The following is a 20680-nucleotide window of genomic DNA, read 5'->3' as shown; positions in this document are numbered from 1 at the left end:
TCTCGACCACCTCCCCCCCTCTCCGGGGCGGGTCGGGCGGGTGCTTGTCTTTTGTCGGGGGCCTCCCACACTTTTGGCGGCGCGGGCCCGCGGCGGGGGGGGGGCGGGGGGGCCCCCCCCCCCCCCCCCGCCGCTCTTCGTGCTGTGGCTCGATGCGCACCCCGATTTTCATACGCTCGACACGACGACCAGCGGCAATTTGCATGGTGTGCCGCTGGCTTATGCCAGCGGGCAGCCCGGCTTCGAGGGCTATTTCCCCCGCCTTGCAGCGCAGGTGGAGCCGGCTCGCATATGCGCGCTGGGGATCCGCAGCGTGGACCTGGCGGAAAGGGATGCATTGCGCAGAGCCGGCGTGACGGTCCACGACATGCGTTCGATCGACGAGCACGGCATCGCGCAACTGCTTCGCGCCTTTCTCGAACGGGTGAGCGCCGCCAACGGCATGCTCCACGTCAGCCTCGACGTCGATTTTCTCGACCCGTCGATCGCCCCGGCGGTCGGCACCACCGTCCCAGGCGGCGCCACCTTCCGCGAGGCGCATCTGGCGATGGAAATGCTGCATGACAGCGGCCTCGTCACCAGTCTCGATCTGGTCGAGCTCAACCCTTTTCTCGACGAACGCGGCCGCACCGCCACGCTTTTGGTCGACCTGACCGCAAGCTTGATGGGCCGGCGGATCATGGATCGCCCAACGAGGGGGTTCTGAGCCATGACGGTCAATTTGAACATCGTTCCCTTCGTCAGCGTCGACCGCATGATGAAGCTGGTGCTTGCCATCGGCATCGAGCGCTTTCTGGTCGAGCTTGCCGCCTATATCGAAGAGGATTTCACGCGTTGGGAGCTGTTCGACAAGACGCCGCGCGTCGCCTCGCACAGCATTGACGGCGTCATCGAGCTGATGCCGACCAGCGACGGGCAGCTTTACGGCTTCAAATACGTCAACGGGCATCCGAAGAACACGCGTGACGGCCGCCAGACCGTGACCGCTTTCGGCGTGCTTGCCGATGTCGGCAACGGCTATCCGATGCTGCTTTCGGAAATGACCATCCTGACGGCGCTCAGAACCGCCGCAAGCTCGGCCGTCGCGGCGAAATACCTCGCTCCCGAGGCCGCCCGGTGCATGGCGATCATCGGCAATGGCGCGCAATCGGAATTCCAGGCGATTGCGTTCAAGGCGCTGCTTGGCGTCGACAGGCTGCGCCTCTACGATATCGACCCGGCGGCCTCGACCAAATGCATGAAGAACCTTGCCGGCATGGGTTTCGACATCAAGCTCTGCGCGTCGGCGCAGGAGGCCGTCGAAGGTGCAGAGATCATCACCACGGTGACCGCCGACAAGCGGTCGGCAACAATCCTGACCGACAACATGGTCGGGTCCGGCGTGCACATCAACGCGGTCGGCGGCGACTGCCCGGGCAAGACCGAGCTGCATCGCGACATTCTGCTGCGCTCGAATATTTTCGTCGAGTATCCGCCGCAGACGCGCATCGAAGGCGAGAGCCAGCAGCTCGATGCGGACCATCCGATCACCGAATTGTGGCAGGTGATGACAGGAAAGGCAGCAGGCCGGACGGACGCCGGACAGATCACGCTGTTTGATTCCGTCGGCTTTGCGATCGAGGATTTTTCCGCGCTGCGCTACGTCCGCGATCAGCTTCAGCGGACCGGCCTTTACGAGGAACTAGACCTTCTGGCCGATCCCGATGAACCGCGTGACCTGTTCGGCATGCTGCTGCGCGCCGAAAAAGTGGCCGGGCTGGCGGTTGCCGGCAGCTGAGCTGCGATCCTGTCGGTCAGTCCTTCTTTTCCTGGTACAGGCGCTCGGTGGCGCGGTCGCTTTCCCTGCGCTCCGCCGGGCCGCGACGGCGCTGCGTGAGCAGGGCGTAGGCGATCAGGATTGCCAGCAGCAGTGGACCGCCTGCAACAACGAGCAACCACAAACTAGTCTCAAACATCGAACCGTCTCCTTTCCTTCACAACCGGGAAGGACCAGAACCGTTCCTCCGTCTTATCGGAGGTCGCCCGCACGGCGTGGCGCGATTCAGGATTTAATGCTTCGAGCGGGGCGTTCCACGCCTTGTCTGCACTCAGGATGCCCTTATCTAGAGTCTTATCATTCGGTCACAGGCACTCTCTGCAAAGTGAAGGGAACCACAAGGGCTTTCCGACATTTGGTTGTTCAAGAGACAAACGTGCAGCCACACCGGCTCCGGGGCTAGGAATACCATGCGTGAGAATCAATCCGACGTCTTCGATCTGTTTTCCGAGGTTTACAAGAATGCGGCGCAGGAGGAGATAAGCCTCCAGCAATATCTGCTTGCCTGCCGCGAGGACAAGTCGATGTACGCCTCGGCGCCCGAGCGGATGGTCGAGGCGATTGGCGAGCCGACCTTTGTCGATACCAGCAAGGACGAGCGGCTTGGCCGTATTTTTTCGAACCGGACGATCAAGATCTATCCGACCTTCGCCGACTTTTACGGCATGGAGGATACGATCGAGCGTATCGCCGGTTATTTCCGCTATGCCTCGCAAGGGCTCGAGGAACGCAAGCAGATACTCTATCTCCTCGGCCCGGTCGGCGGCGGCAAGTCCTCGCTTGCGGAGCAGCTGAAAAGGCTGATGGAGCAGCGTCCGATCTATACGCTGAAGGTCGGCGGCCAGGTCAGCCCGGTGTTCGAATCGCCGCTCGGGCTGTTCGACCCCGACCGCATGGGCGACCTTTTGGAGGATAAATACGGCATCGCCCGGCGGCGGCTGAACGGCCTGATCTCGCCCTGGGCGGCCAAGCGCCTCGACGAATTGTCCGGCGACATCTCCAAATTCAGCGTCGTCAAGCTGATGCCGTCCAGGCTTCGCCAGATCGGCATCGCCAAGACCGAGCCGGGCGATGAGAACAACCAGGACGTTTCGGCCCTGGTCGGCAAGGTCGACATCAGGCAGCTGGAAAACTTCAGCCAGTCCGATCCGGATGCCTATTCCTATAGCGGCGGCCTGAACCGGACCACGCAAGGACTGCTCGAATTCGTCGAGATGTTCAAGGCGCCGATCAAGGTGCTGCATCCGCTGCTGACCGCGACCCAGGAAGGCAGCTACAACGGCACCGAGAATTTCGGCGCTTTCCCCTATCAGGGCATCATCGTTGCCCATTCCAACGAATCGGAATGGCTGCAGTTCAAGAACAACAAGAACAACGAGGCGTTCCTCGACCGTATCCTGGTGGTCAAGGTGCCGTATTGCCTGCGGGTCACCGAAGAGCGGCAGATCTACGAGAAGCTGTTGCGCGAAAGCGAATTGGCCTCCAGCCCCTGCGCTCCGGAAGTGCTCGATATCCTCAGCCGGTTCACCGTTTCGACCCGCCTGGCCGAACACGACAATTCGCCGCTCTACACCAAGATGCGCGTCTATGACGGCGAGAACCTCAAGGAAACCGATCCCAAGGCGAAGTCGGTCCAGGAGTACCGAAACGCGGCCGGTGTCGATGAAGGCATGACCGGCGTCAGCACCCGCTTCGCCTTCAAGATCCTGTCGCAGACCTTCAACTACGACACCGAAGAGGTGGCCGCCGATCCGGTGCATCTGATGTACATCCTGGAAGAGGCGATCAAGCGCGAGCAGTTCCCGAAGGAAACAGAGGCGGACTATCTCGATTTCATAAAGTCGGAGCTGGCGACCCGTTATGCCGAGTTCATCGGACACGAGATCCAGAAGGCTTATCTGGAATCCTATAGCGAATACGGCCAGAACCTGTTCGACCGCTACATCGCCTATGCCGATGCCTGGATCGAGGATCAGGACTACAAGGATACCGATACCGGCCAGATCCTCAATCGCGAGGTTCTGGACAACGAACTGTCGCAGGTCGAAAAGCCGGCCGGCATCGCCAATCCCAAGGACTTCCGCAACGAAGTGGTGAAGTTCACGCTGCGCGCGCGGGCCAGAAACCATGGCCGCAACCCATCATGGACAAGCTACGAAAAGCTGCGCGAAGTCATCGAGAAGCGGATGTTCGGGCAGGTCGAAGATCTGCTGCCGGTGATCAGCTTCGGCTCCAAGCAGGACAGCGTGACGGAGAAGCGGCATACCGAATTCGTGCAGCGGATGATCCAGCGCGGCTACACCGAGCGCCAGGTCCGCCGGCTGGTGGACTGGTACATGCGGGTGAACAAGGCGGGTTGAAGCCAGCCCGGGGTAACATATGCCGATCTTCATCGATCGCCGACTGAACCCGAAGGACAAAAGCCTCGGCAACCGGCAGCGTTTCCTGCGGCGGGCGCGCGAAGAGTTGAAGCGCACCATCCGCGATCAGATCCGCACCGGCAAGATCGCCGACGTGGACGCCGAGCATGCCGTTTCGATGCCGGCGCGAGGCACCGGCGAGCCGAGCTTCAAGGATGCCCGGAACAGCGGCAGCCGCCAGCACGTCCTGCCCGGCAACAAGCATTTTGCCCGAGGCGACCGGCTGCCTAAACCCGGCCAGGGCGGCGGCATGGGATCCGCCCCGGGGAGAACCGAATCGGAGGACGATTTCCGTTTCGTGCTGTCGCGCGAGGAGGTGCTCGACCTCTTTTTCGAAGACCTCGAACTGCCTGATATGGTCAAGCTCAACCTCAAGGAGATCCTCGCCTTCAAGCCGCGCCGGGCCGGCTTCGCCGCGACCGGCTCGCCGACCAACATCAATGTCGGGCGCACGATGCGCAACAGCCATGGCCGCCGCATAGCGCTCAGGCGCCCCAAGCAGGAGGCGGTCGACGCTGTCGCGCAGGAGATCGCGACGCTGGAGACGAAGCCGCAAAACGCCGAGATGCGGCAGCGCATCGTGGCGCTGCAGGAAGAGCTTGAGCGGCTGGAGCGCCGCCGCAAGCGGATCGCCTTTGTCGATCCGGTCGATATCCGCTTCAACCGCTTCGACGCCCAGCCGGTGCCGAACGCCAATGCGGTGATGTTCTGCCTGATGGACGTGTCCGGTTCGATGGGCGAACGCGAGAAAGATCTGGCCAAGCGCTTCTTCGTGCTGCTGCACCTGTTCCTGAAACGGCGCTATGACCGCACCGAGGTCGTCTTCATTCGCCACACGCACGAGGCGCAGGAGGTGGACGAGGAAACCTTCTTCTACAACACTCAGAGCGGCGGCACGGTGGTTTCCACGGCGCTCGAGGAGATGCACCGCATCGTCGAGCAACGCTATCCCAGCCGCGAATGGAACATCTATGTCGCCCAGGCCTCGGACGGCGACAATTTCGTCACCGATTCCGAGCGCTGCATCGCCTTGCTCGACGAACAGATCATGCGGCTTTGCCAGTATTTCGCCTATGTCGAGATCCTCGACGAGCGTGAGAGCCACATCTTCGGCGCCACCGACAACGGCACGTCGCTGTGGCGTGCCTACAGTGCGGTCAAGCTGAGGTGGTCGAACTTCCAGATGAGCCGCATCGCCACGGCGGCCGACATCTACCCGGTTTTCCGCCAGCTCTTCGCCAGACAGCCGGGTTATCAAAAGAGCGCTGAAAGAGGGGGCTGATGGCGAGCAAATCCGGGTTGCTGTTTTCCGGTTCCGACTGGGATTTCAGGACGCTGTCGCGTGCCTACGAGACCATCGAGGCGGTCGCCACGGAAGAGCTCCACCTCGACGTCTATCCGGTGCAGATGGAGATCATCTCCTCAGAACAGATGCTCGACGCCTATTCCTCTGTCGGCATGCCGCTGATGTACCGCCACTGGTCGTTCGGCAAGCACTACCTCTACCAGGAATTGCTCTACCGCAAAGGCGGACGGGGGCTCGCCTATGAACTCGTCATCAATTCCAATCCCTGCATCGTCTATCTGATGGAAGAAAACACCATGGCCCTGCAGGCCCTGGTGACGGCGCACGCGGCACTCGGCCATAACCATTTCTTCAAGAATAATTATCTGTTCCAGCAGTGGACTGACGCCAGCGCCATCCTCAGTTATCTGGACTTCGCCAAGGGCTACATTGCCCGCTGTGAGGAGCGGCATGGCGTCGATGCGGTGGAAGAGATCCTCGATGCCGCACATGCGCTGATGGAACAGGGCGTGTTCAGATATCACCGGCCGCCGAAACTGTCGTCGGAAAAGCAGCGCGAGGGCGTTCGCGAGCGCCTGGAATACGAGGAGCGTTCCTACAATGACCTATGGCGCACGCTGCCGCCTTCGAAGGACGGCACCAAGCCCCGCGAGACGGATACAATGGCGGAGCGCAGGAAATCGCTCAAGCTGCCCGAGGAAAACCTGCTTTATTTCCTGGAGAAGAACAGCCTGATCCTGGAACCCTGGCAGCGTGAGGTCATCCGGATTGTCCGCGTCATCGCGCAGTATTTCTATCCGCAGCGCCAAACGCAGGTGATGAACGAGGGCTGCGCCACCTTCGTGCATTACACGCTGATGAACCTTTTGTTCGACCGCGGCCTGATCGGCGAAGGCGCCATGCTGGAAGTGCTGCGCAACCATTCGAACGTGATCTTCCAGCCGGGCTTCGACGATCCGCGCTTTTCCGGCATCAACCCTTACGCGCTGGGCCTCGACATGATGCAGGACATCCAGCGCATCTCGACCGCGCCGACCGCCGAGGACCGCGACTGGTTTCCCGATATCGCCGGCAATGGCGACTGGCGCCAGACCCTGCTGGACGCCTGGGCCAACCATCGCGACGAGTCCTTCATCCGCCAGTATCTGAGCCCTACCCTGATCCGGAAATGGCGGTTCTTTGTGCTTGCCGATGCGGCCAACGATCCGCACTACGAAGTCGCCTCGATACACAATGAGCGCGGCTACGAGAGCATCCGCGCCGCACTCGCCCACAGCTACGACATCGGCGCCAGCCGGCCGGACATCCAGGTGGTGGACGTGGACCTGCTCGGCGATCGGCATCTGCGCCTGCAGCATAAGGTCAAGGACGGCATAGTGCTGGAAGGCGGCAGCCGCGACGCCACGCTGCGCCATATCCGCAAGCTCTGGGGCTACGAGGTCAGCATGGCTGCGGTCGACGCACAGACCGGCGCCACAGTCCACGAACGGTCGACCAGCCAGATCGGGGAATGACCGAACCGGACTTGCCGGCGAAGTCGGGTGTCGTTGCCTTTATAGGATCACCAACCACCCTAAGTACGCGCGCGCCACGAGGGCATCATTCAGGGAGCAGGAAAATGCGCGCATTGATGATCGCCACCCTTCTTCTGGTCGCCGTCTCGATGGCGCTCTCGCTCGCGCACGCACTGGAATTGCCCGGCAAGTTGCGCCTCAAGGAGGCCACCTACAGATCAGTGCAGGCGATCTACTATCCCGGCTTCACGATCGGCGGCTTTGCCGAGATCGGCGGCATCATTGCCCTCGCCATCCTGCTCTACCTGACGCCTTATCCAAGCGCTCGATTCTGGTGGACCTTGGCGGCGCTTGCCTTCTTGCTGGCGGAACATGCGACCTATTGGTTGATCACGCATCCCGTCAATAATTTCTGGGTGCAAGACGTTGCCATGCCGCAATCAGCCGCGACGTTTTTTTCAATGTTCTCTCGAAAGCAGACCGGCGACTGGAGAGACTTGCGCAACGTCTGGGAGGCTTCGCATGTCGCCAAGGCAGGCCTGGCGATGCTGAGCCTCGTCTCAATTGCTATCGCCGCGACATTTTTTGCTGAATAGCGCCAGGGATCAAGACGGCCCTCGTCCGCCAACTTGTCGCCACGAACGCTGCATCCGTCAGATCAGGGAACGGAACCGGCGTACTATCTTAACGTCAAGCGATCCTGCCGTTTCAGCGGTCGGTGCGATGCTTGTTGTGGGCGCTTTCCTGGTGCTCGCCGCGGATGATGTTGCGGTCGTCGGGATCGGCAATGTCCTTCGGGTCCGATCTGAGCTCGGCACCGCGCCGGAACGCCTCGCGCTCTTGCCTGGTCTTTTTCAAATCCGCTTCCGCGTCGAAATCCTTGCCGGCGTTTTTCGTGTTCTCGCGCTCTTCGATGACGCGCAATTGCTGCTCATGAGTCTTTTTTCCGGCCATCGGTGACCTCCTTCTTTTGATTTTCCACTTTCCCAGGGTCCAAATTCGCTACAGCCCGAAAGGATAGGTCTCGGGAAGGCCTGTCCCCGCATGTTCCGGCCCAAGCGGCGTCACGGCACTGGTTTCATCGAACCAGACGAAAGCATCGAACTGGCGGGCGAGCGAGGCGTCCGCATAATGGCTGTGGAGCTCGGTTTCGGGCCGGTAGATGACGCCGATAAAGCGTTCCAGCCGGCGCTCCAGAAGCCGTTCGCGCAGCGTGTCGTCGCGATCGAAATCGAGCAGGAAAGGCGAGACGCCGCTGTCGTGGCAAAGCCGCTCATAGCTGTCGTTGTGGGAAGGCCGAACCGGTTTCACTTCCATGTCGCCGTCCCAGTCGGTGGCGGCGGCCACCGTCCCGGAATGCGTACTGAGCCCGATCAAGGCAACCTCGTCGCCAAAACGCTGGCGGCAGAGCTGGCCGATATTCAGTTCGTCCCTGACGATCCCCATTTCGGTATAGCGGGCATCGCCGATATGGGAATTATGTGCCCACACCACCGCCTTGGCGTTCGGGCCGCGGGCCTGCAGCAGGTGCTCCAGCGTTTCGAACATATGGGTGTCGCGCAGGTTCCAGGATTGCGCGCCGCCGTAATACATGGTGCGGTAATAGCGCTCGGCGGAGGCGACCAGACGGGCATTCTGGCTCGCGTCGAGGAAATCGATGCCGTCCTGCTGCGCGTAGTCGAGCTCTCTGGAAAGCAGTTCCCGGCATTGCTCGAGCACGGCCTTCTCGCATTTCTGGTAACCGGAGGTGAGTGCGACACGGCCATAGGTGGCCGGGTCGTTCTGCCACGGCGTCAGGCAGCCATAGCGTTCGCGCGCGATCCTCGCCGCCTGCGGATCGACCCGGTCGAGATATTGCAGGACCGCCGCAATCGATCCACCCATATTGTAGATGTCGAGGCCATAGAACCCGGCCCGCCGGGAGGATAGCCTGATCCGCTCATTATGCTGTCGCATCCAGTCGACGAACTCGGCGACGTCGGTGTTGCGCCACATCCAGGTGGGAAAGCGCTGGAACGGCGGATCTGCGCCAGGCCGCGGCGGCCGATGGCGGACGTAGCGGTCGATCGCCGCGGCATCGGGCCAGTCGGCCTCGACCGCGGCGATGGTGAAGCCATGCTTCTCGATCAGCCTGCGAGTGATCGCGGCGCGCGCACGGTAGAACTCCGACGTGCCGTGGCTGGCTTCGCCGAGCAAGACGACGCGGCGGTCGGCAAACCGGTCGAACAGCGCACCGAAGGCCGGATCGTCGAAATCCGGAAGCGGTTCGGCGGCGGCCGCGATCATCTGCGGCAGGCTGCTCCTGCGCTGATGCCGGTGCGGAAGATCGGCCGCTATCTGGCTGTCGCTGCCTGGCTCGCCCCAGCCTTGCTCGCCGATCAGCGGAACAAACCGCACGCCGCCGAAATCCTCCTCAGTGTAGGTTGCGGCGCCGGTACGGGTGACCTTGAGCAGGCGCTGCGAGTCGAATTCATCGCCGACCGGGATGACAAGCCGGCCAGCGACGTCGAGCTGTTCCTGCAGAGCGAGCGGTGCGCCGGGTCCGGCGGCCGCAACCAGGATCGCATCGAAGGGTGCCGCCTCGGGCCAGCCTTTGGTGCCGTCGCCGGTGCGGACTTCGATATTGTCGTAGCCAAGCTTTTTGAACCGCTGCCTTGCCGTTTCAGCCAACGCGGCGTGGCGCTCGATCGTGTAGACGCGTTCGACGATCCGGCTCATTACGGCAGCCGCATAGCCCGAGCCGGTGCCAACCTCGAGGACGTGGTCGCCGGCTCCGACCTCGGCCATTTCGATCATGAACGCAACGATGTAGGGCTGCGATATCGTCTGACCTTCGGCGATCGGCAGCGGCCCGTCCTCATAGGCGAATTCTTCAAAGCCAGGATCGACGAAAGCCTCGCGCGGGACCTCGCGCATCGCCTGAAGGACATTGCGGTCGCGAATGCCACGGCGGCTCAAGTGGATGTCGACCATTTGGTTGCGGGCATGGGAGAGATCGAGCATCTTTTTGCTCCTCCTATGGGCCTCCGCTACAATCGCCCAAGCTGCTCAACGCCTCCTCGGCCGGCTCGTATCTCAGGGCCTCGGCAGTCCCTTTGGATCCAAGCAATGCGGTGCATCTCCCTAACCGTTGGCAAGCCCCGAGGTTCCCCAAAAGACCGACCCGCTTTTGTCCGGCGAGGCGGGTTGCAGGATCGGCAATCGCTAGCCACGCCGCCCAAACTTATTTCAAGGCAAATCCTTTCTCCGACGCGACGCCACTCCAGATAACGACGGACGAGGGTATTCCGGAGGCATTTCCATGAACGACGAGGTCCGCACCGCTGCGCACACGACCGGCCTTGACCAGATCGATCTGATGGACCGCTACTGGCGCGCCGCGAACTACATCTCGGTTGGCCAGATCTACCTGCTCGACAATCCGCTCTTGCGCGAGCCCTTGCGGCCCGAGCACATCAAGCCGCGGCTGCTCGGCCATTGGGGCACGACGCCCGGCCTCAATTTCATCTATGTGCATTTAAACCGGATTATCCGTGAACGTGGTCTCGATGTCCTGTTCATCTGCGGCCCGGGTCACGGCGGCCCGGCAATGGTCGCGAACAGCTGGCTCGAGGGCACCTACAGCGAAATCTATCCCGAGGTCGGCGGGGACGAAGACGGCCTGCGCAAGCTGTTCCGGCAGTTCTCGTTTCCCGGCGGAGTGCCGAGCCACGCGGCTCCGGAGACGCCCGGCTCGATCCACGAAGGCGGAGAGCTCGGCTATGCGCTGGTCCATGCCTTCGGCGCCGCCTTCGACAATCCGAACCTTGTGGTTGCCTGCGTCGTCGGCGACGGCGAAGCCGAGACCGGCCCGCTCGCCGCGGCCTGGCATTCCAACAAGTTCCTGAACCCGGCATCCGACGGTGCCGTCCTGCCGATCCTGCATCTCAACGGCTACAAGATCGCCAGCCCGACCATCCTCGGCCGCATGGAAGACGAGGCGTTGCGCAGCCTGTTCCTCGGCTATGGCTACGAAACCTTTTTCGTGGAAGGCCATGAGCCTGCCCCGATGCATCGGGAGATGGCCCGCACGCTCGATACCGTGCTCGGCCGGATCCACTCCATCCAGGAGCCCGCACGAGCCGCGGGCTGGAAGGGAGAGCGGCCGCTGTGGCCGTTGATCGTGCTGCGCAGCCCAAAGGGCTGGACCGGGCCGAAAGAGGTCGACGGCAAGAAGGTCGAGGATTTCTGGCGTTCGCACCAGGTGCCGGTGTCGAATGCACGCGGCGATGCGGCGCACCGGCAGATCCTCGAAGACTGGATGCGCAGTTACGAGCCGGAGATGCTGTTCGACGAAGGCGGCCATCTACTGGCGGAGCTTGCGGCGCTGGCGCCAACAGGACCAAGACGAATGGGCGCTATCCCCTACGCCAATGGCGGCCTGCTGAAACAAGACCTGGTGCTTCCCGACTGGAAAGGCCTGGCGCTCGACGTACCGCGTCCGGGCGGCACTGTCGGGGAGGCGACGCGGACCGTCGGCAGCTATCTTCGCGATGTGATCCGCTTGAACGCCGAGGCCAGGAATTTCCGGCTGATGGGACCCGACGAGACGTCCTCCAACCGCCTCGACGACGTGTTCGAGGTTACGGATCGGGTCTGGATGGAGCGGATCGAGCCTTACGACGTCCATCTTTCCCGTGACGGCCGCGTCATGGAAGTGCTCAGCGAGCATCTTTGCCAAGGCTGGCTGGAGGGCTATCTGCTGACCGGCCGCCACGGCCTGTTCTCGTGCTACGAGGCGTTCGTCCACATCATCGATTCCATGGTCAACCAGCACGCCAAATGGCTGAAGACCTCCGGCGAACTTGCCTGGCGCAAGCCGATCGCCTCGCTCAACTACCTGCTGACCTCGCATGTCTGGCGACAGGATCACAACGGCTTCAGCCATCAGGACCCAGGCTTTGCCGATTTCGTCGCCAACAAGAAGGCCGACACGGTCAGGCTCTATTTCCCGCCCGACGCCAACACGCTGCTGTGGATCACCGACCATTGCCTGAAAACCTACAACCGCATCAACGTCATCGTCGCCGGCAAGCAGCCGGCGCCGCAATGGCTGTCCGCCGAAGACGCGGAAGCACACTGCAAGGCCGGCGCCGGCATCTGGGAATGGGCCGGGACGGTTGCCAAGGGCGAAGATCCGGATGTGGTCCTGGCCTGCGCCGGCGACGTGCCGACGCTGGAGACGCTGGCTGCAGCCGATATCCTGCGCTCGGGCATTCCGGACCTGAATATCCGCGTCGTCAATGTCGTCGACCTGATGATTTTGCAGTCGAATTCCGAGCATCCGCATGGCTTTGCCGATGACAGGTTCGACGCACTGTTCACCAGGGCCAAGCCGGTCATCTTCGCCTATCACGGCTATCCCTATCTCATTCACCGTCTGACTTACCGGCGCGCCAACCACGACAACATGCATGTGCACGGCTTTCGCGAGGAAGGCACGACGACGACGCCGTTCGATATGGTGGTGCTCAACCAGCTCGACCGCTATCATCTGGCGCTCGCCGCGATCGCGCGTGTGCCGGGGCTGGCCGAGCGGGCGAAGGATCTTGCCGCGGCGTTGCACGGGAAATTGGCTGAGCACACGGCCTATGTCCGCGAACATGGCGAGGACATGCCCGAGATCCAGAAATGGTCTTGGCCGCAGGACGGCGCGACGAGGGCCGGCGATTGATGCGACGATCGATCCTTGCGTTGAATGCCGGCTCTTCCAGCATCAAGTTCGGGCTTTACGATCTTGAAGCGTCCGCCGAACTGGATCTTGCCTCGCGCGGTTCGCTGGATCTGGGCGATGCGCCAAGGCTGACCGCGAAAGCCGCCGATGGGGAGCTGCAGTGCGATCGGCCACTTGCCGCGGACGCATCACGCGACATGGGCATCGGCCAGATGCTGCAATGGATCGAGAACGAACTTGGCGGAAGGAAATTGATCGCCGCCGGCCATCGCATCGTCCATGGCGGGCGCGAGTTCGTCGAACCTGTCCGCCTGACGCCGACAATTATCGAGGCTCTCGACAGGCTGACCCCGCTTGCGCCACTGCACCAGCCGCGCAGCCTCGCGCCGATCCGGGCGCTTGCCGCGTTGCGGCCCGACCTGCCGCAGGTCGGATGCTTTGACACCGCCTTCCATCGGACCATCGAGCCTCTGGTCAGCCGTTTCGCGCTGCCGCGCCGCTATGAGGCAGACGGCATCCACCGCTACGGCTTTCACGGGCTTTCCTACGAATATGTCGCGGGCCGACTCGAGCAGATATCGCCCGATCTGGCGGCAAAAAGAACCATCGTCGCCCATCTCGGCAATGGGGCGAGCCTGTGCGCCATGCGCGACGGGCGCAGCGTCGATACGACGATGGGCTTTTCGGCGCTTGACGGCCTGGTCATGGGCACACGCTGCGGCGCCATCGATCCGGGCGTGCTTTTGTACCTGCTGCTGGAAAGAGGCGTTTCAGGAGAGGCGCTGCAAGACATGCTCTACGAGGAATCCGGCCTGCTCGGCGTGTCCGGTATTTCCGGCGACATGCGCTCGCTGGAGGCCAGCGACGACGGCCGGGCCCGCGAAGCGGTGGAGCTTTTCGCCTTCCGCGCCGCCAGGGAAGTTGCCGCCCTCGCCAACACGCTGGGTGGCCTCGAATGCCTGGTGTTCACCGCCGGCATCGGCGAGCACTCGGCCACGGCCCGTAAAGCGATTTGCGACAGGCTTGACTGGCTCGGCGTGGCGATCGACGAGGCCGCCAACAGCTCTCATGCCGCGCTGATGAGCCAGGCGGAGAGCAAGGTGGAAGTCCGCATCGTGGCGACCGACGAAGAAGGTGTCATCGCCCGCCACACGCGCAAGGTGATCGACGGCCCCGGCTGAGGCGGATGGCCTCGAATGGCGGCGCTTGCTCGACCGGCTACGCCGCGAGGGCGGCCGATCTGTTGAACACGATGGTCACCCGCGTTCCTTTGCCGGGGGCAGAATCCACCTCGAACCGGGCTTTGGCATTTTCGGTCAGCGATTGAGCGATCAGTGCTCCGAGCTTGCCGGGTTTCGGCCAGGTCTCGCCTTCGCTCGGTTTTTTCGGCTTCGGCGGACATTCCAAGCTTTCGATGTTTTCGGCGGGGGGATTATGGTCAATATCAGGTCACTCGCCAACTGCGAAGTCCGCTCATTGCGCCGTGCGGCCAGGAATGGCGGACAGCCGAGTTCATGAATGAGAAGCGTCTGAAAGTTCAGCTGGAGTGGCTCTGCTCGATCAGGTGGTATTTGTACCGGTCGCGAATATGCTCGTTGAAGAACCGGCCTTTTGATGAGGATTTGCGGAACGCGGCGTGGACCTGCGGCGGCACGTCCTCGTAATCATAGCGGTTTCCGCTCGGGACGAACCATACGGAGAGGATCCTCGTCGCCGGTTGGTAATCGATGCTTCTGATCGCAGTTGAAGGCATTCTCAACAGGTCCAATCCACGCCGTCGTGTGAATAACCCTGCACGGAGAGCGAAGTTCCTTGCTGCCGAAGCAGCCTTGCCGCTACGGGCCGGCTTCACCAAATACGGTTGATGCCATCGCCCAAGACATCGGCTGCAGCCCGCCAGGGCGATCTCTTTGCCGCCGCCGACGACCTGCCGGAAGGATTCCGCTACCGGCCCGAACTGATCACGCCGGACGAACAAGCAGCGTTGGCGAGCCAGCTCGCAAGCCTGCCTTTTCAGGCCTTCGACTTTCACGGCCATCTGGCAAACCGGCGGGTGGTCGGTTTCGGGCTGCGTTATGATTACGACCGGCGCGAAGTCGTCGAGGCACCGCCGATACCCGGCTTTCTGCTGCCGCTCAGGGAAAAGGTTGCAGCCTTCGCCCGCCTGCCCGCCGAGACCTTCGTGCAGGTGCTGATCAACGAGTACCGGCCGGGCGCCGGTATCGGCTGGCACCGCGACAAGCCTCATTTCGAGGCCGTCGCCGGGGTTTCCCTGCTGGCCGCCTGCAGCTTTCGCCTGCGGCGGAAAAGCGGCACGCGATGGGACCGCAAGACGGTCACCGTCGAGCCAAGATCGGCCTCTCTGATGACGGGTGCTGCGCGCAACGAATGGGAGCACAGCATTCCGCCGGTTGCGGAGCACCGCTATTCGATCACGTTGCGCACGCTGCGGCCGCAACGCGCTTAAAGCAGAGCGGTGAGGAAGCCCGAGCACTGCCCTAAGAACTGGGCTGAAACAAATTCATCCGTCGCCATGCCGGCCGGCAAAGTCCGCCAACATGGCGCGCTGGCCTTTCAGGATCTTGAGGTTGGCTTCAGGCAGGGAGAACCAGCCCGCTTTGTCGACTTCGGCAAATTCCTTCATCGAGCCGGACCTTGGCGGCCATTCCATGACGAAGGTGTTGCTGCTGATGGCGTCGCTGTCGAAATCCGTCTCGACGCACCATGCGATGACGAGCTTGCCGCCCGGCTGCCTGTAGCTGCCAAGGCTTTCGAAATCCCCGTCGATGGCAAGACCGAGTTCCTCTTCGGCCTCGCGTTTTGCCGCCGCCAGCTCGTCCTCGTTCTCGTCGACCAAGCCCTTCGGGATCGACCATGCGCCGTCGTCCTTCTTCGCCCAGAATGGTCCGCCCGGATGCACCAGCAAGACCTGGAGATGTCCTTCCCTTCGGCGAAAGATGAGCAATCCTGCGCTGCGTTGGGCCATTCCGCTATTCCCCTGACGAAAATGAAACAAACGTCCGGGCCGGCATATGGAACAGCCTGCCATGGCGGAACGATTTCCGCGCGCAGCCGTTCCGTCCGTTCGACAAATGAGTGATCGACATGGCGACGCCGCGAGCTGCCTGGAAGGGCTTTATGAAAGTCGGATCGGTTTCCTGTGGCGTCAAGATCATGGGTGCCGTCAGCGAGGCCGAGAAAGTGCATTTCAGGATCCTGAACCGCGAGGACGGTCTCCCGGTCAAGAGCGCCTATCTAGACGAGGAGACTGGCGACACGGTCGAGGCGGCCGAGCAGGTAAAAGGCTATGAGGTCGAAAAGGGTGAGTTCATCCATATAGAGCCGGACGAAATCAAGAAACTGAAGATGGTATCGCAGCATACGCTCGAGATCGGCGAGTTCGTGCCTGCCGCCGAAATCGACGCACGCTACCTCGAAAAACCCTACTATCTCGTTCCGGCCGACGCGCCCTCCACGGAGGCTTTCGCGGTGATCCGGGACGCCATGGCCAGGAAGAAAGTGGCAGCCCGCTCCTGCGTCGTGCTGTACCAGCGAGGCCGAGAGGTGCTGATCCAGCCGCTGGGCAAGGGCATGGTAATGACGGAATTACGCAACCACAATGAAGTGGTCGCGGCGGACGCGGTGTTCGAAGGGCTGAAGGCTCGCAAGGTCGATCCCGAGATGCTGGAAATCGCGCAATTGCTGATCGACAAGAAGCCCGCCAAATTCGACCCGTCGAAGTTCGACGATACTTATGAAAAGGCGCTGGTTGCAATGATCGAGGCCAAGCGCAAGGGCAAGAAACCGCCCAAGCCGGCACCTGAGCCCAAGACGAACGTCATCAATCTCGCCGATGTTCTGCGCAAAAGCCTGGCGCAGGAAGGCGGCAAGGCTCCCAGCAAAAAGCCGAGAACGGCCCCAAAACGCAAATCAGCCTGAATGTCCGAAAGCGGATCGAACGGAACCGAAAACGCTCGCGCGCATTTAGATGACGTAGCAATCCGTCGGCAAGCCAAGCGGAGCGGGGGACTGGTGGACGTCGTTGAACTAAGGACTGGCGGGATCCCGCAAGTTTCCTCCGCCGATCTGATGCAGGCGTTGCCTGTGGCCGTCTACACCACCGACAAACAAGGCTACATCACCTTCTTCAACGAACCCGCTGCCGATCTCTGGGGATATCGTCCGGTTATCGGCCAGGATCGCTGGTGCGGGTCATGGAAGCTTCGCCACCTCGACGGGCGGCCGATGGCGCATGACGAGTGTCCAATGGCCGTTGCGTTGCTCGAGGAGCGGGACGTTCGTGGGGGCCGAGCCATCGCCGAGCGGCCGGACGGCCAACTCATCCCGTTCAGTGCGCATCCGGTCCTGCTTCGCAATGAAGCCGGCGAGGTTGTCGGCGCCATCAACACCCTGCTCGACCTGCGCGTGCAGACGCTGGCCGACGACGCCGGCATAAGGCTCGCCGCCATCGTCGAATCCTCGATGGACGCCATCGTGTCCAAAGACCTGAACGGCATTATCACCAGCTGGAACGACGCGGCACAACGCCTGTTCGGCTATACGCCCGCCGAGGCGATCGGGCGCCCGGTGACGATCCTCATCCCGCCCGACCATCTGGATGAGGAAGCCATGATCATCAGCCGCATTCGCGCCGGCGAACGGATTCCCTCATACGAGACTATCCGGCAGCGCAAGGACGGCACCCTGGTTCCGGTTTCGCTCACCATCTCGCCGATACGCGACGGCATCGGGCGTATCATCGGCGCCTCCAAGATCGCGCGCGACATCAGCCCCCACAAGGAAAGCGAACGGCGCATCCGCACACTCATGCGCGAAGTCAACCATCGCGTTAAAAACCAGTATTCGGTGATCGTCTCGATGATCCGCGAGACCAGCAAGCTGGCGGGTACGCCAGAGGCCTTCCTTTCACGGGTCCGGGAACGCATCATGGCCCTTTCGGAATCGCACGACCTCCTGGTCGATGCGGAATGGCGTGGCGCGACCATCGGCGAATTGATCCATGCACAGACCAAGGCCTTCGCGACACAGGCCCGTCTGTCGATGAGCGGGCCGACGATCATGCTGCAGCCGAACGCCGTGCAATATCTCGGCATTGCCTTTCACGAGCTGGCCACCAATTCGGTAAAACACGGAGCGCTGTCGCACCATGACGGACGGGTCGAGGTCGAATGGACCGTGACCCCAGCCGCCGATGGCAGCGACGGCTTCCGCCTTGTCTGGCGGGAACTGGACGGACCATTGGTGGATGAAAACACGCGACGCGGTTTCGGAACGGTTGTGCTCAAACGCGTCACGCCGCAGGCGCTCAGCGGCACCGGCCGCCTGGAATTCGCCAGGCACGGCATCACCTGGACGCTGGAAGCGCCGCTGCGCTTCGTTCAGATGTCGATGGCTGGCATCGCGGCTGATTGAAGGCCGCTACACCGGCCGCGGCTTGGCGGCCGTGTGGCAACGCAATCCCTTTGGTAGCAATCAGGAGGAGCAGCGATGAGTTGGCTGGGCACCTGGCGGAATCAGTACGGGTCGGTGGTCGAACTGACCACCGAAGAGGGCGGACGGATCAGCGGAACCTTCAGGACGGCGCTAGAGGACAGCGCCTTCTTCGGCATGACCGTGCCGCTGTTCGGAGCCTGCCATGGAGACGTCATCGGCTTCACCTGCGCGGCCGAAGGGCGGGTCGGAGCCGCGGCGGTGAGCTATACCGGCATCCTCAGGAACGGGAAGCTGGAGATGCTGTGGCACACCGTTGCGGATGCCGCTCTGTCGGCGGAACAGGAAGGTGCCCCGGCCCGTGCCAGGAAACTCCCCGCCTGGCGCGCGTTTGGAACCAGCCTCGACAGTTTTGAACGCGTCTCCTGACTATCGCGCCCGCCGCCGCGGCATTCAGCTCGCAAGTGAGGCAGCAGGGTTCCCGCGGTGCATCGGAACTCGCGCTGACGATGGCGCGTTAGCCAGGACATGCGCTGTTCGTTACGGGGTCGACCCAATGAGCGTGCTTTATCGCGCAGCGAAAATCGCCGAACAGGCTCATGCCGGGCAGACGGACAAGACAGGGCGGCCTTATATCGAACATTGCCGCCGGGTCGTCGATGCCGTCGAAACGCTCGACCAGAAAGCCATCGCCTATCTTCACGACGTCGTCGAAAAAGGCGACGGCTGGAACCGCGACCGGCTTGAGGCGGCCGGGTTCGGGCCGTCCATCGTGTCTGCCGTCGACGCCATGACGCGGCTGCCAAACGAGGATGATGCCGCTTTCGTTCGCAGGGCCGCGGCCAATCCGTTGGCGTTGCCAGTCAAGCGCGCCGATCTCGCCGACAATCTATGGCAGGCACGGCAGATCGGTGCCTCGACAGCGAAATACGAAGACGGCCTGCGCATTCTCAGGGAAGAGTTCGCGAGCTGACGGACAGCTGGCGGCTGTCGCCGATGTGGGTTTACTCGGTGACGTGCGGCGTGTGCCGCTTGTCTTCCGCGGGATCGGCGTCGATCCGCGCCCTGCCGGGATCGAACGCACCATGGCGGGCGATCGCCAATGCCGGGGTGTCGGGCGTCTCGTAGGCCCACATGAAGTCTTCTGCCGACGAACCGACCGCATGAACACGCCAATAGCTTGCCGTGCCCTTCAGCGGGCCGTGGCTCGTCGTGTTCGTCTTCTCCAAGAGGTCGAAATAGATGTCCTCGAAGGGTATGTAGAAAACAGGATCATGGCCGTCTTCATAGAGCAGCTTTGCCCGCTCGCTCGACGCAATAATGGCATCGGAGAACCGGACGGTCACGGTTCCATCAAACGGGACAATCCTGAGCGGGCCTGGGCGGGGGGCGGAATCTGCGGCTAAGGACTGCATTCGACTTCTCCGTTGACTGCGCTGCCTTCCCGAAACGTGTTGTTGCCCGTCAGGGTTCCAGACCGCGGGCGCGCCGAGGCCGGGTGGTGGAACGGTTTTGCAAGGTCGTCGTTGTTTCAGACCTCCGCACGCGCCATAATCGCAATGGCCGCCACTCACCGACTCAACAGCAAATGGATAACATGCTGGATCGATCGCCTACCCTTCCAAGGTCGCTTGGCGCTGCGCTGCGAAGGGAAGTGCCGCGGTTTGCGGCACCCGGCAATGAAATTTCATGCACTACGGTCGCATCCTACAATGTGCATAAATGCGTCGGCACCGACGGCAGGTTCGATCCGGAGCGGGTCGCGGCCGTGGTCAAGGAACTCGACGCCGATATCATTGCTTTGCAGGAGGCCGACGAAAGAACCGGAAGCAGGCAGGGATTGCTGGATCTCGCAGCACTCGAGCGCGACAGCGACCTCGTCCCCACACACATCCCGGAAAACCGCCGCAGCCATGGCTGGCACGGAAATCTGATCCTGGCACGCCGCGGCGTGGTCGAAAGCGTGAACCAGATCCGGCTGCCCGGCCTCGAGCCGCGCGGTGCGGTTATCGCGGACTTGGAACTGAAGGGCGTCTCCCTCAGGATCATAGCCGCACATTTCGGCTTGCTGCGGCGGTCGCGCTCGCAGCAGGCCAACGCACTTGTCGAAGCCACGCACCCGGTTCTGCGGCCAACAATCCTGCTCGGCGACCTCAACGAATGGCGGGTCCGCAACAGGTCTTCGCTGCTGGCCCTGCTGCCGCATTTCGGTCCGATCGATGCGGTTCTGCCGAGCTTTCCGTCGCGCTTTCCGCTGTTTGCGCTCGACCGCATCCTGGCCAGGCCGCCGCACCTGATTTCCAGCATCGAGGTGCACAAGACGCCGCTGGCGCAGCGCGCCTCCGACCATCTGCCCATCAAGGCCCGCCTGAACCTTGACGCGATAAGGCAGCCGCGACTGCAACCAGAATGAACCTGGAGGGTTGTTAGTCAGATTCAGATCGTTTGCTTCGCTGATAT

At 62.3% G+C, this 20680-nt stretch carries 20 protein-coding genes and 1 pseudogene; 14 read left to right on the top strand and 7 right to left on the bottom strand.

From position 1 onward, the window contains the following. Together NKI70_RS30525 and ocd are read left to right on the top strand one after the other, a co-directional pair. A partial coding sequence (locus NKI70_RS30525; RefSeq protein WP_502898950.1) for an arginase family protein occupies positions 1-706 on the top strand: 706 nt, incomplete at its 5' end. Positions 707-709: 3 nt separating this feature from the next. After that, on the top strand, positions 710-1777 hold the full coding sequence (gene ocd / locus NKI70_RS30520) for an ornithine cyclodeaminase (RefSeq protein ID WP_023677057.1): 1068 nt from the start codon (positions 710-712) through the stop codon (positions 1775-1777). Positions 1778-1793: 16 nt separating this feature from the next. Here the strand turns inward: ocd and NKI70_RS30515 are convergent, their stop codons facing one another. Next, on the bottom strand, positions 1794-1955 hold the full coding sequence (locus NKI70_RS30515) for a hypothetical protein (protein WP_023677058.1): 162 nt from the start codon (positions 1953-1955) through the stop codon (positions 1794-1796). Positions 1956-2226: 271 nt separating this feature from the next. Between NKI70_RS30515 and NKI70_RS30510 the strand changes: the two genes are divergently transcribed. From NKI70_RS30510 to NKI70_RS30495, 4 genes are read left to right on the top strand one after another with little or no spacing between them, the layout of a single operon-like run. Next, positions 2227-4176, top strand: a complete 1950-nt coding sequence (locus tag NKI70_RS30510; protein WP_023677059.1) for a PrkA family serine protein kinase — start codon at positions 2227-2229, stop codon at positions 4174-4176. A 19-nt stretch (positions 4177-4195) separates the two neighbouring features. Beyond that, the gene (locus NKI70_RS30505; RefSeq protein ID WP_023677060.1) at positions 4196-5518 is read left to right on the top strand and encodes a YeaH/YhbH family protein; all 1323 of its coding nucleotides are present in this window, start codon (positions 4196-4198) and stop codon (positions 5516-5518) included. Next, a complete protein-coding gene (locus NKI70_RS30500; RefSeq protein WP_023677061.1) occupies positions 5518-7056 on the top strand; it encodes a SpoVR family protein in 1539 nt (512 codons plus the stop codon). The genes NKI70_RS30505 and NKI70_RS30500 overlap by 1 nt, the downstream gene beginning before the upstream one ends. A gap of 11 nt (positions 7057-7067) precedes the next feature. Continuing rightward, on the top strand, positions 7068-7652 hold the full coding sequence (locus NKI70_RS30495) for a DUF1772 domain-containing protein (RefSeq protein WP_352620755.1): 585 nt from the start codon (positions 7068-7070) through the stop codon (positions 7650-7652). A 112-nt stretch (positions 7653-7764) separates the two neighbouring features. Here NKI70_RS30495 and NKI70_RS30490 read toward each other — a convergent pair whose 3' ends face one another. Together NKI70_RS30490 and NKI70_RS30485 are read right to left on the bottom strand one after the other, a co-directional pair. Further along, positions 7765-8010, bottom strand: coding sequence for a hypothetical protein (locus tag NKI70_RS30490; protein WP_023677063.1), 246 nt, complete (start codon positions 8008-8010; stop codon positions 7765-7767). Positions 8011-8058: 48 nt separating this feature from the next. After that, positions 8059-10059, bottom strand: coding sequence for a protein-L-isoaspartate(D-aspartate) O-methyltransferase (locus NKI70_RS30485; RefSeq protein ID WP_352725944.1), 2001 nt, complete (start codon positions 10057-10059; stop codon positions 8059-8061). 298 nt (positions 10060-10357) lie between these two features. Between NKI70_RS30485 and NKI70_RS30480 the strand changes: the two genes are divergently transcribed. Further along, positions 10358-12769 (top strand): phosphoketolase family protein, encoded by a 2412-nt coding sequence (locus NKI70_RS30480; protein ID WP_352697317.1) that lies wholly within the window; start codon positions 10358-10360, stop codon positions 12767-12769. Next, positions 12769-13950, top strand: coding sequence for an acetate/propionate family kinase (locus NKI70_RS30475; protein ID WP_352697319.1), 1182 nt, complete (start codon positions 12769-12771; stop codon positions 13948-13950). The genes NKI70_RS30480 and NKI70_RS30475 overlap by 1 nt, the downstream gene beginning before the upstream one ends. 37 nt (positions 13951-13987) lie before the next feature. Here NKI70_RS30475 and NKI70_RS30470 read toward each other — a convergent pair. Continuing rightward, positions 13988-14143 (bottom strand): annotated as a pseudogene (locus NKI70_RS30470) (histidine kinase); the annotation flags it as partial. A 163-nt stretch (positions 14144-14306) separates the two neighbouring features. Continuing rightward, complete coding sequence (locus NKI70_RS30465; protein ID WP_352697321.1) at positions 14307-14522, bottom strand: KTSC domain-containing protein; 216 nt, start codon at positions 14520-14522, stop codon at positions 14307-14309. 111 nt (positions 14523-14633) lie between these two features. On the opposite strand from NKI70_RS30465, the gene NKI70_RS30460 reads away from it, so the two are divergent. Further along, positions 14634-15236 (top strand): alpha-ketoglutarate-dependent dioxygenase AlkB, encoded by a 603-nt coding sequence (locus tag NKI70_RS30460; RefSeq protein WP_352725942.1) that lies wholly within the window; start codon positions 14634-14636, stop codon positions 15234-15236. 54 nt (positions 15237-15290) lie between these two features. Here NKI70_RS30460 and NKI70_RS30455 read toward each other — a convergent pair whose 3' ends face one another. After that, positions 15291-15755: an NUDIX hydrolase gene (locus NKI70_RS30455; RefSeq protein WP_352684389.1), complete on the bottom strand. Its 465-nt coding sequence runs from the start codon at positions 15753-15755 to the stop codon at positions 15291-15293. 119 nt (positions 15756-15874) lie between these two features. Here NKI70_RS30455 and ku point away from each other — a divergent pair, with 119 nt between their 5' ends. The 4 genes from ku (at position 15875) to NKI70_RS30435 (ending at position 19193) form a co-directional block, all read left to right on the top strand. Then, complete coding sequence (gene ku / locus NKI70_RS30450; protein ID WP_352697323.1) at positions 15875-16708, top strand: non-homologous end joining protein Ku; 834 nt, start codon at positions 15875-15877, stop codon at positions 16706-16708. A gap of 93 nt (positions 16709-16801) precedes the next feature. Next, positions 16802-18202, top strand: coding sequence for a PAS domain-containing HWE histidine kinase family protein (locus tag NKI70_RS30445; protein WP_352684393.1), 1401 nt, complete (start codon positions 16802-16804; stop codon positions 18200-18202). A gap of 75 nt (positions 18203-18277) precedes the next feature. Next, complete coding sequence (locus tag NKI70_RS30440) at positions 18278-18649, top strand: avidin/streptavidin family protein (RefSeq protein WP_352577667.1); 372 nt, start codon at positions 18278-18280, stop codon at positions 18647-18649. Between the two features lie 127 nt (positions 18650-18776). Further along, positions 18777-19193, top strand: a complete 417-nt coding sequence (locus NKI70_RS30435; protein ID WP_352697325.1) for an HD domain-containing protein — start codon at positions 18777-18779, stop codon at positions 19191-19193. Positions 19194-19224: 31 nt separating this feature from the next. Here NKI70_RS30435 and NKI70_RS30430 read toward each other — a convergent pair whose 3' ends face one another. Continuing rightward, on the bottom strand, positions 19225-19635 hold the full coding sequence (locus NKI70_RS30430) for a DUF427 domain-containing protein (protein ID WP_023677075.1): 411 nt from the start codon (positions 19633-19635) through the stop codon (positions 19225-19227). A gap of 182 nt (positions 19636-19817) precedes the next feature. Here NKI70_RS30430 and NKI70_RS30425 point away from each other — a divergent pair, with 182 nt between their 5' ends. Then, the gene (locus NKI70_RS30425; RefSeq protein ID WP_023677076.1) at positions 19818-20633 is read left to right on the top strand and encodes an endonuclease/exonuclease/phosphatase family protein; all 816 of its coding nucleotides are present in this window, start codon (positions 19818-19820) and stop codon (positions 20631-20633) included. The last annotated feature ends 47 nt before the right edge of the window (positions 20634-20680 follow it).

Source organism: Mesorhizobium sp. M0500 (assembly GCF_040321165.1).
In the GTDB taxonomy this organism is placed as follows: domain Bacteria; phylum Pseudomonadota; class Alphaproteobacteria; order Rhizobiales; family Rhizobiaceae; genus Mesorhizobium.
This window is presented reverse-complemented; position numbering and strand designations above follow the sequence as displayed.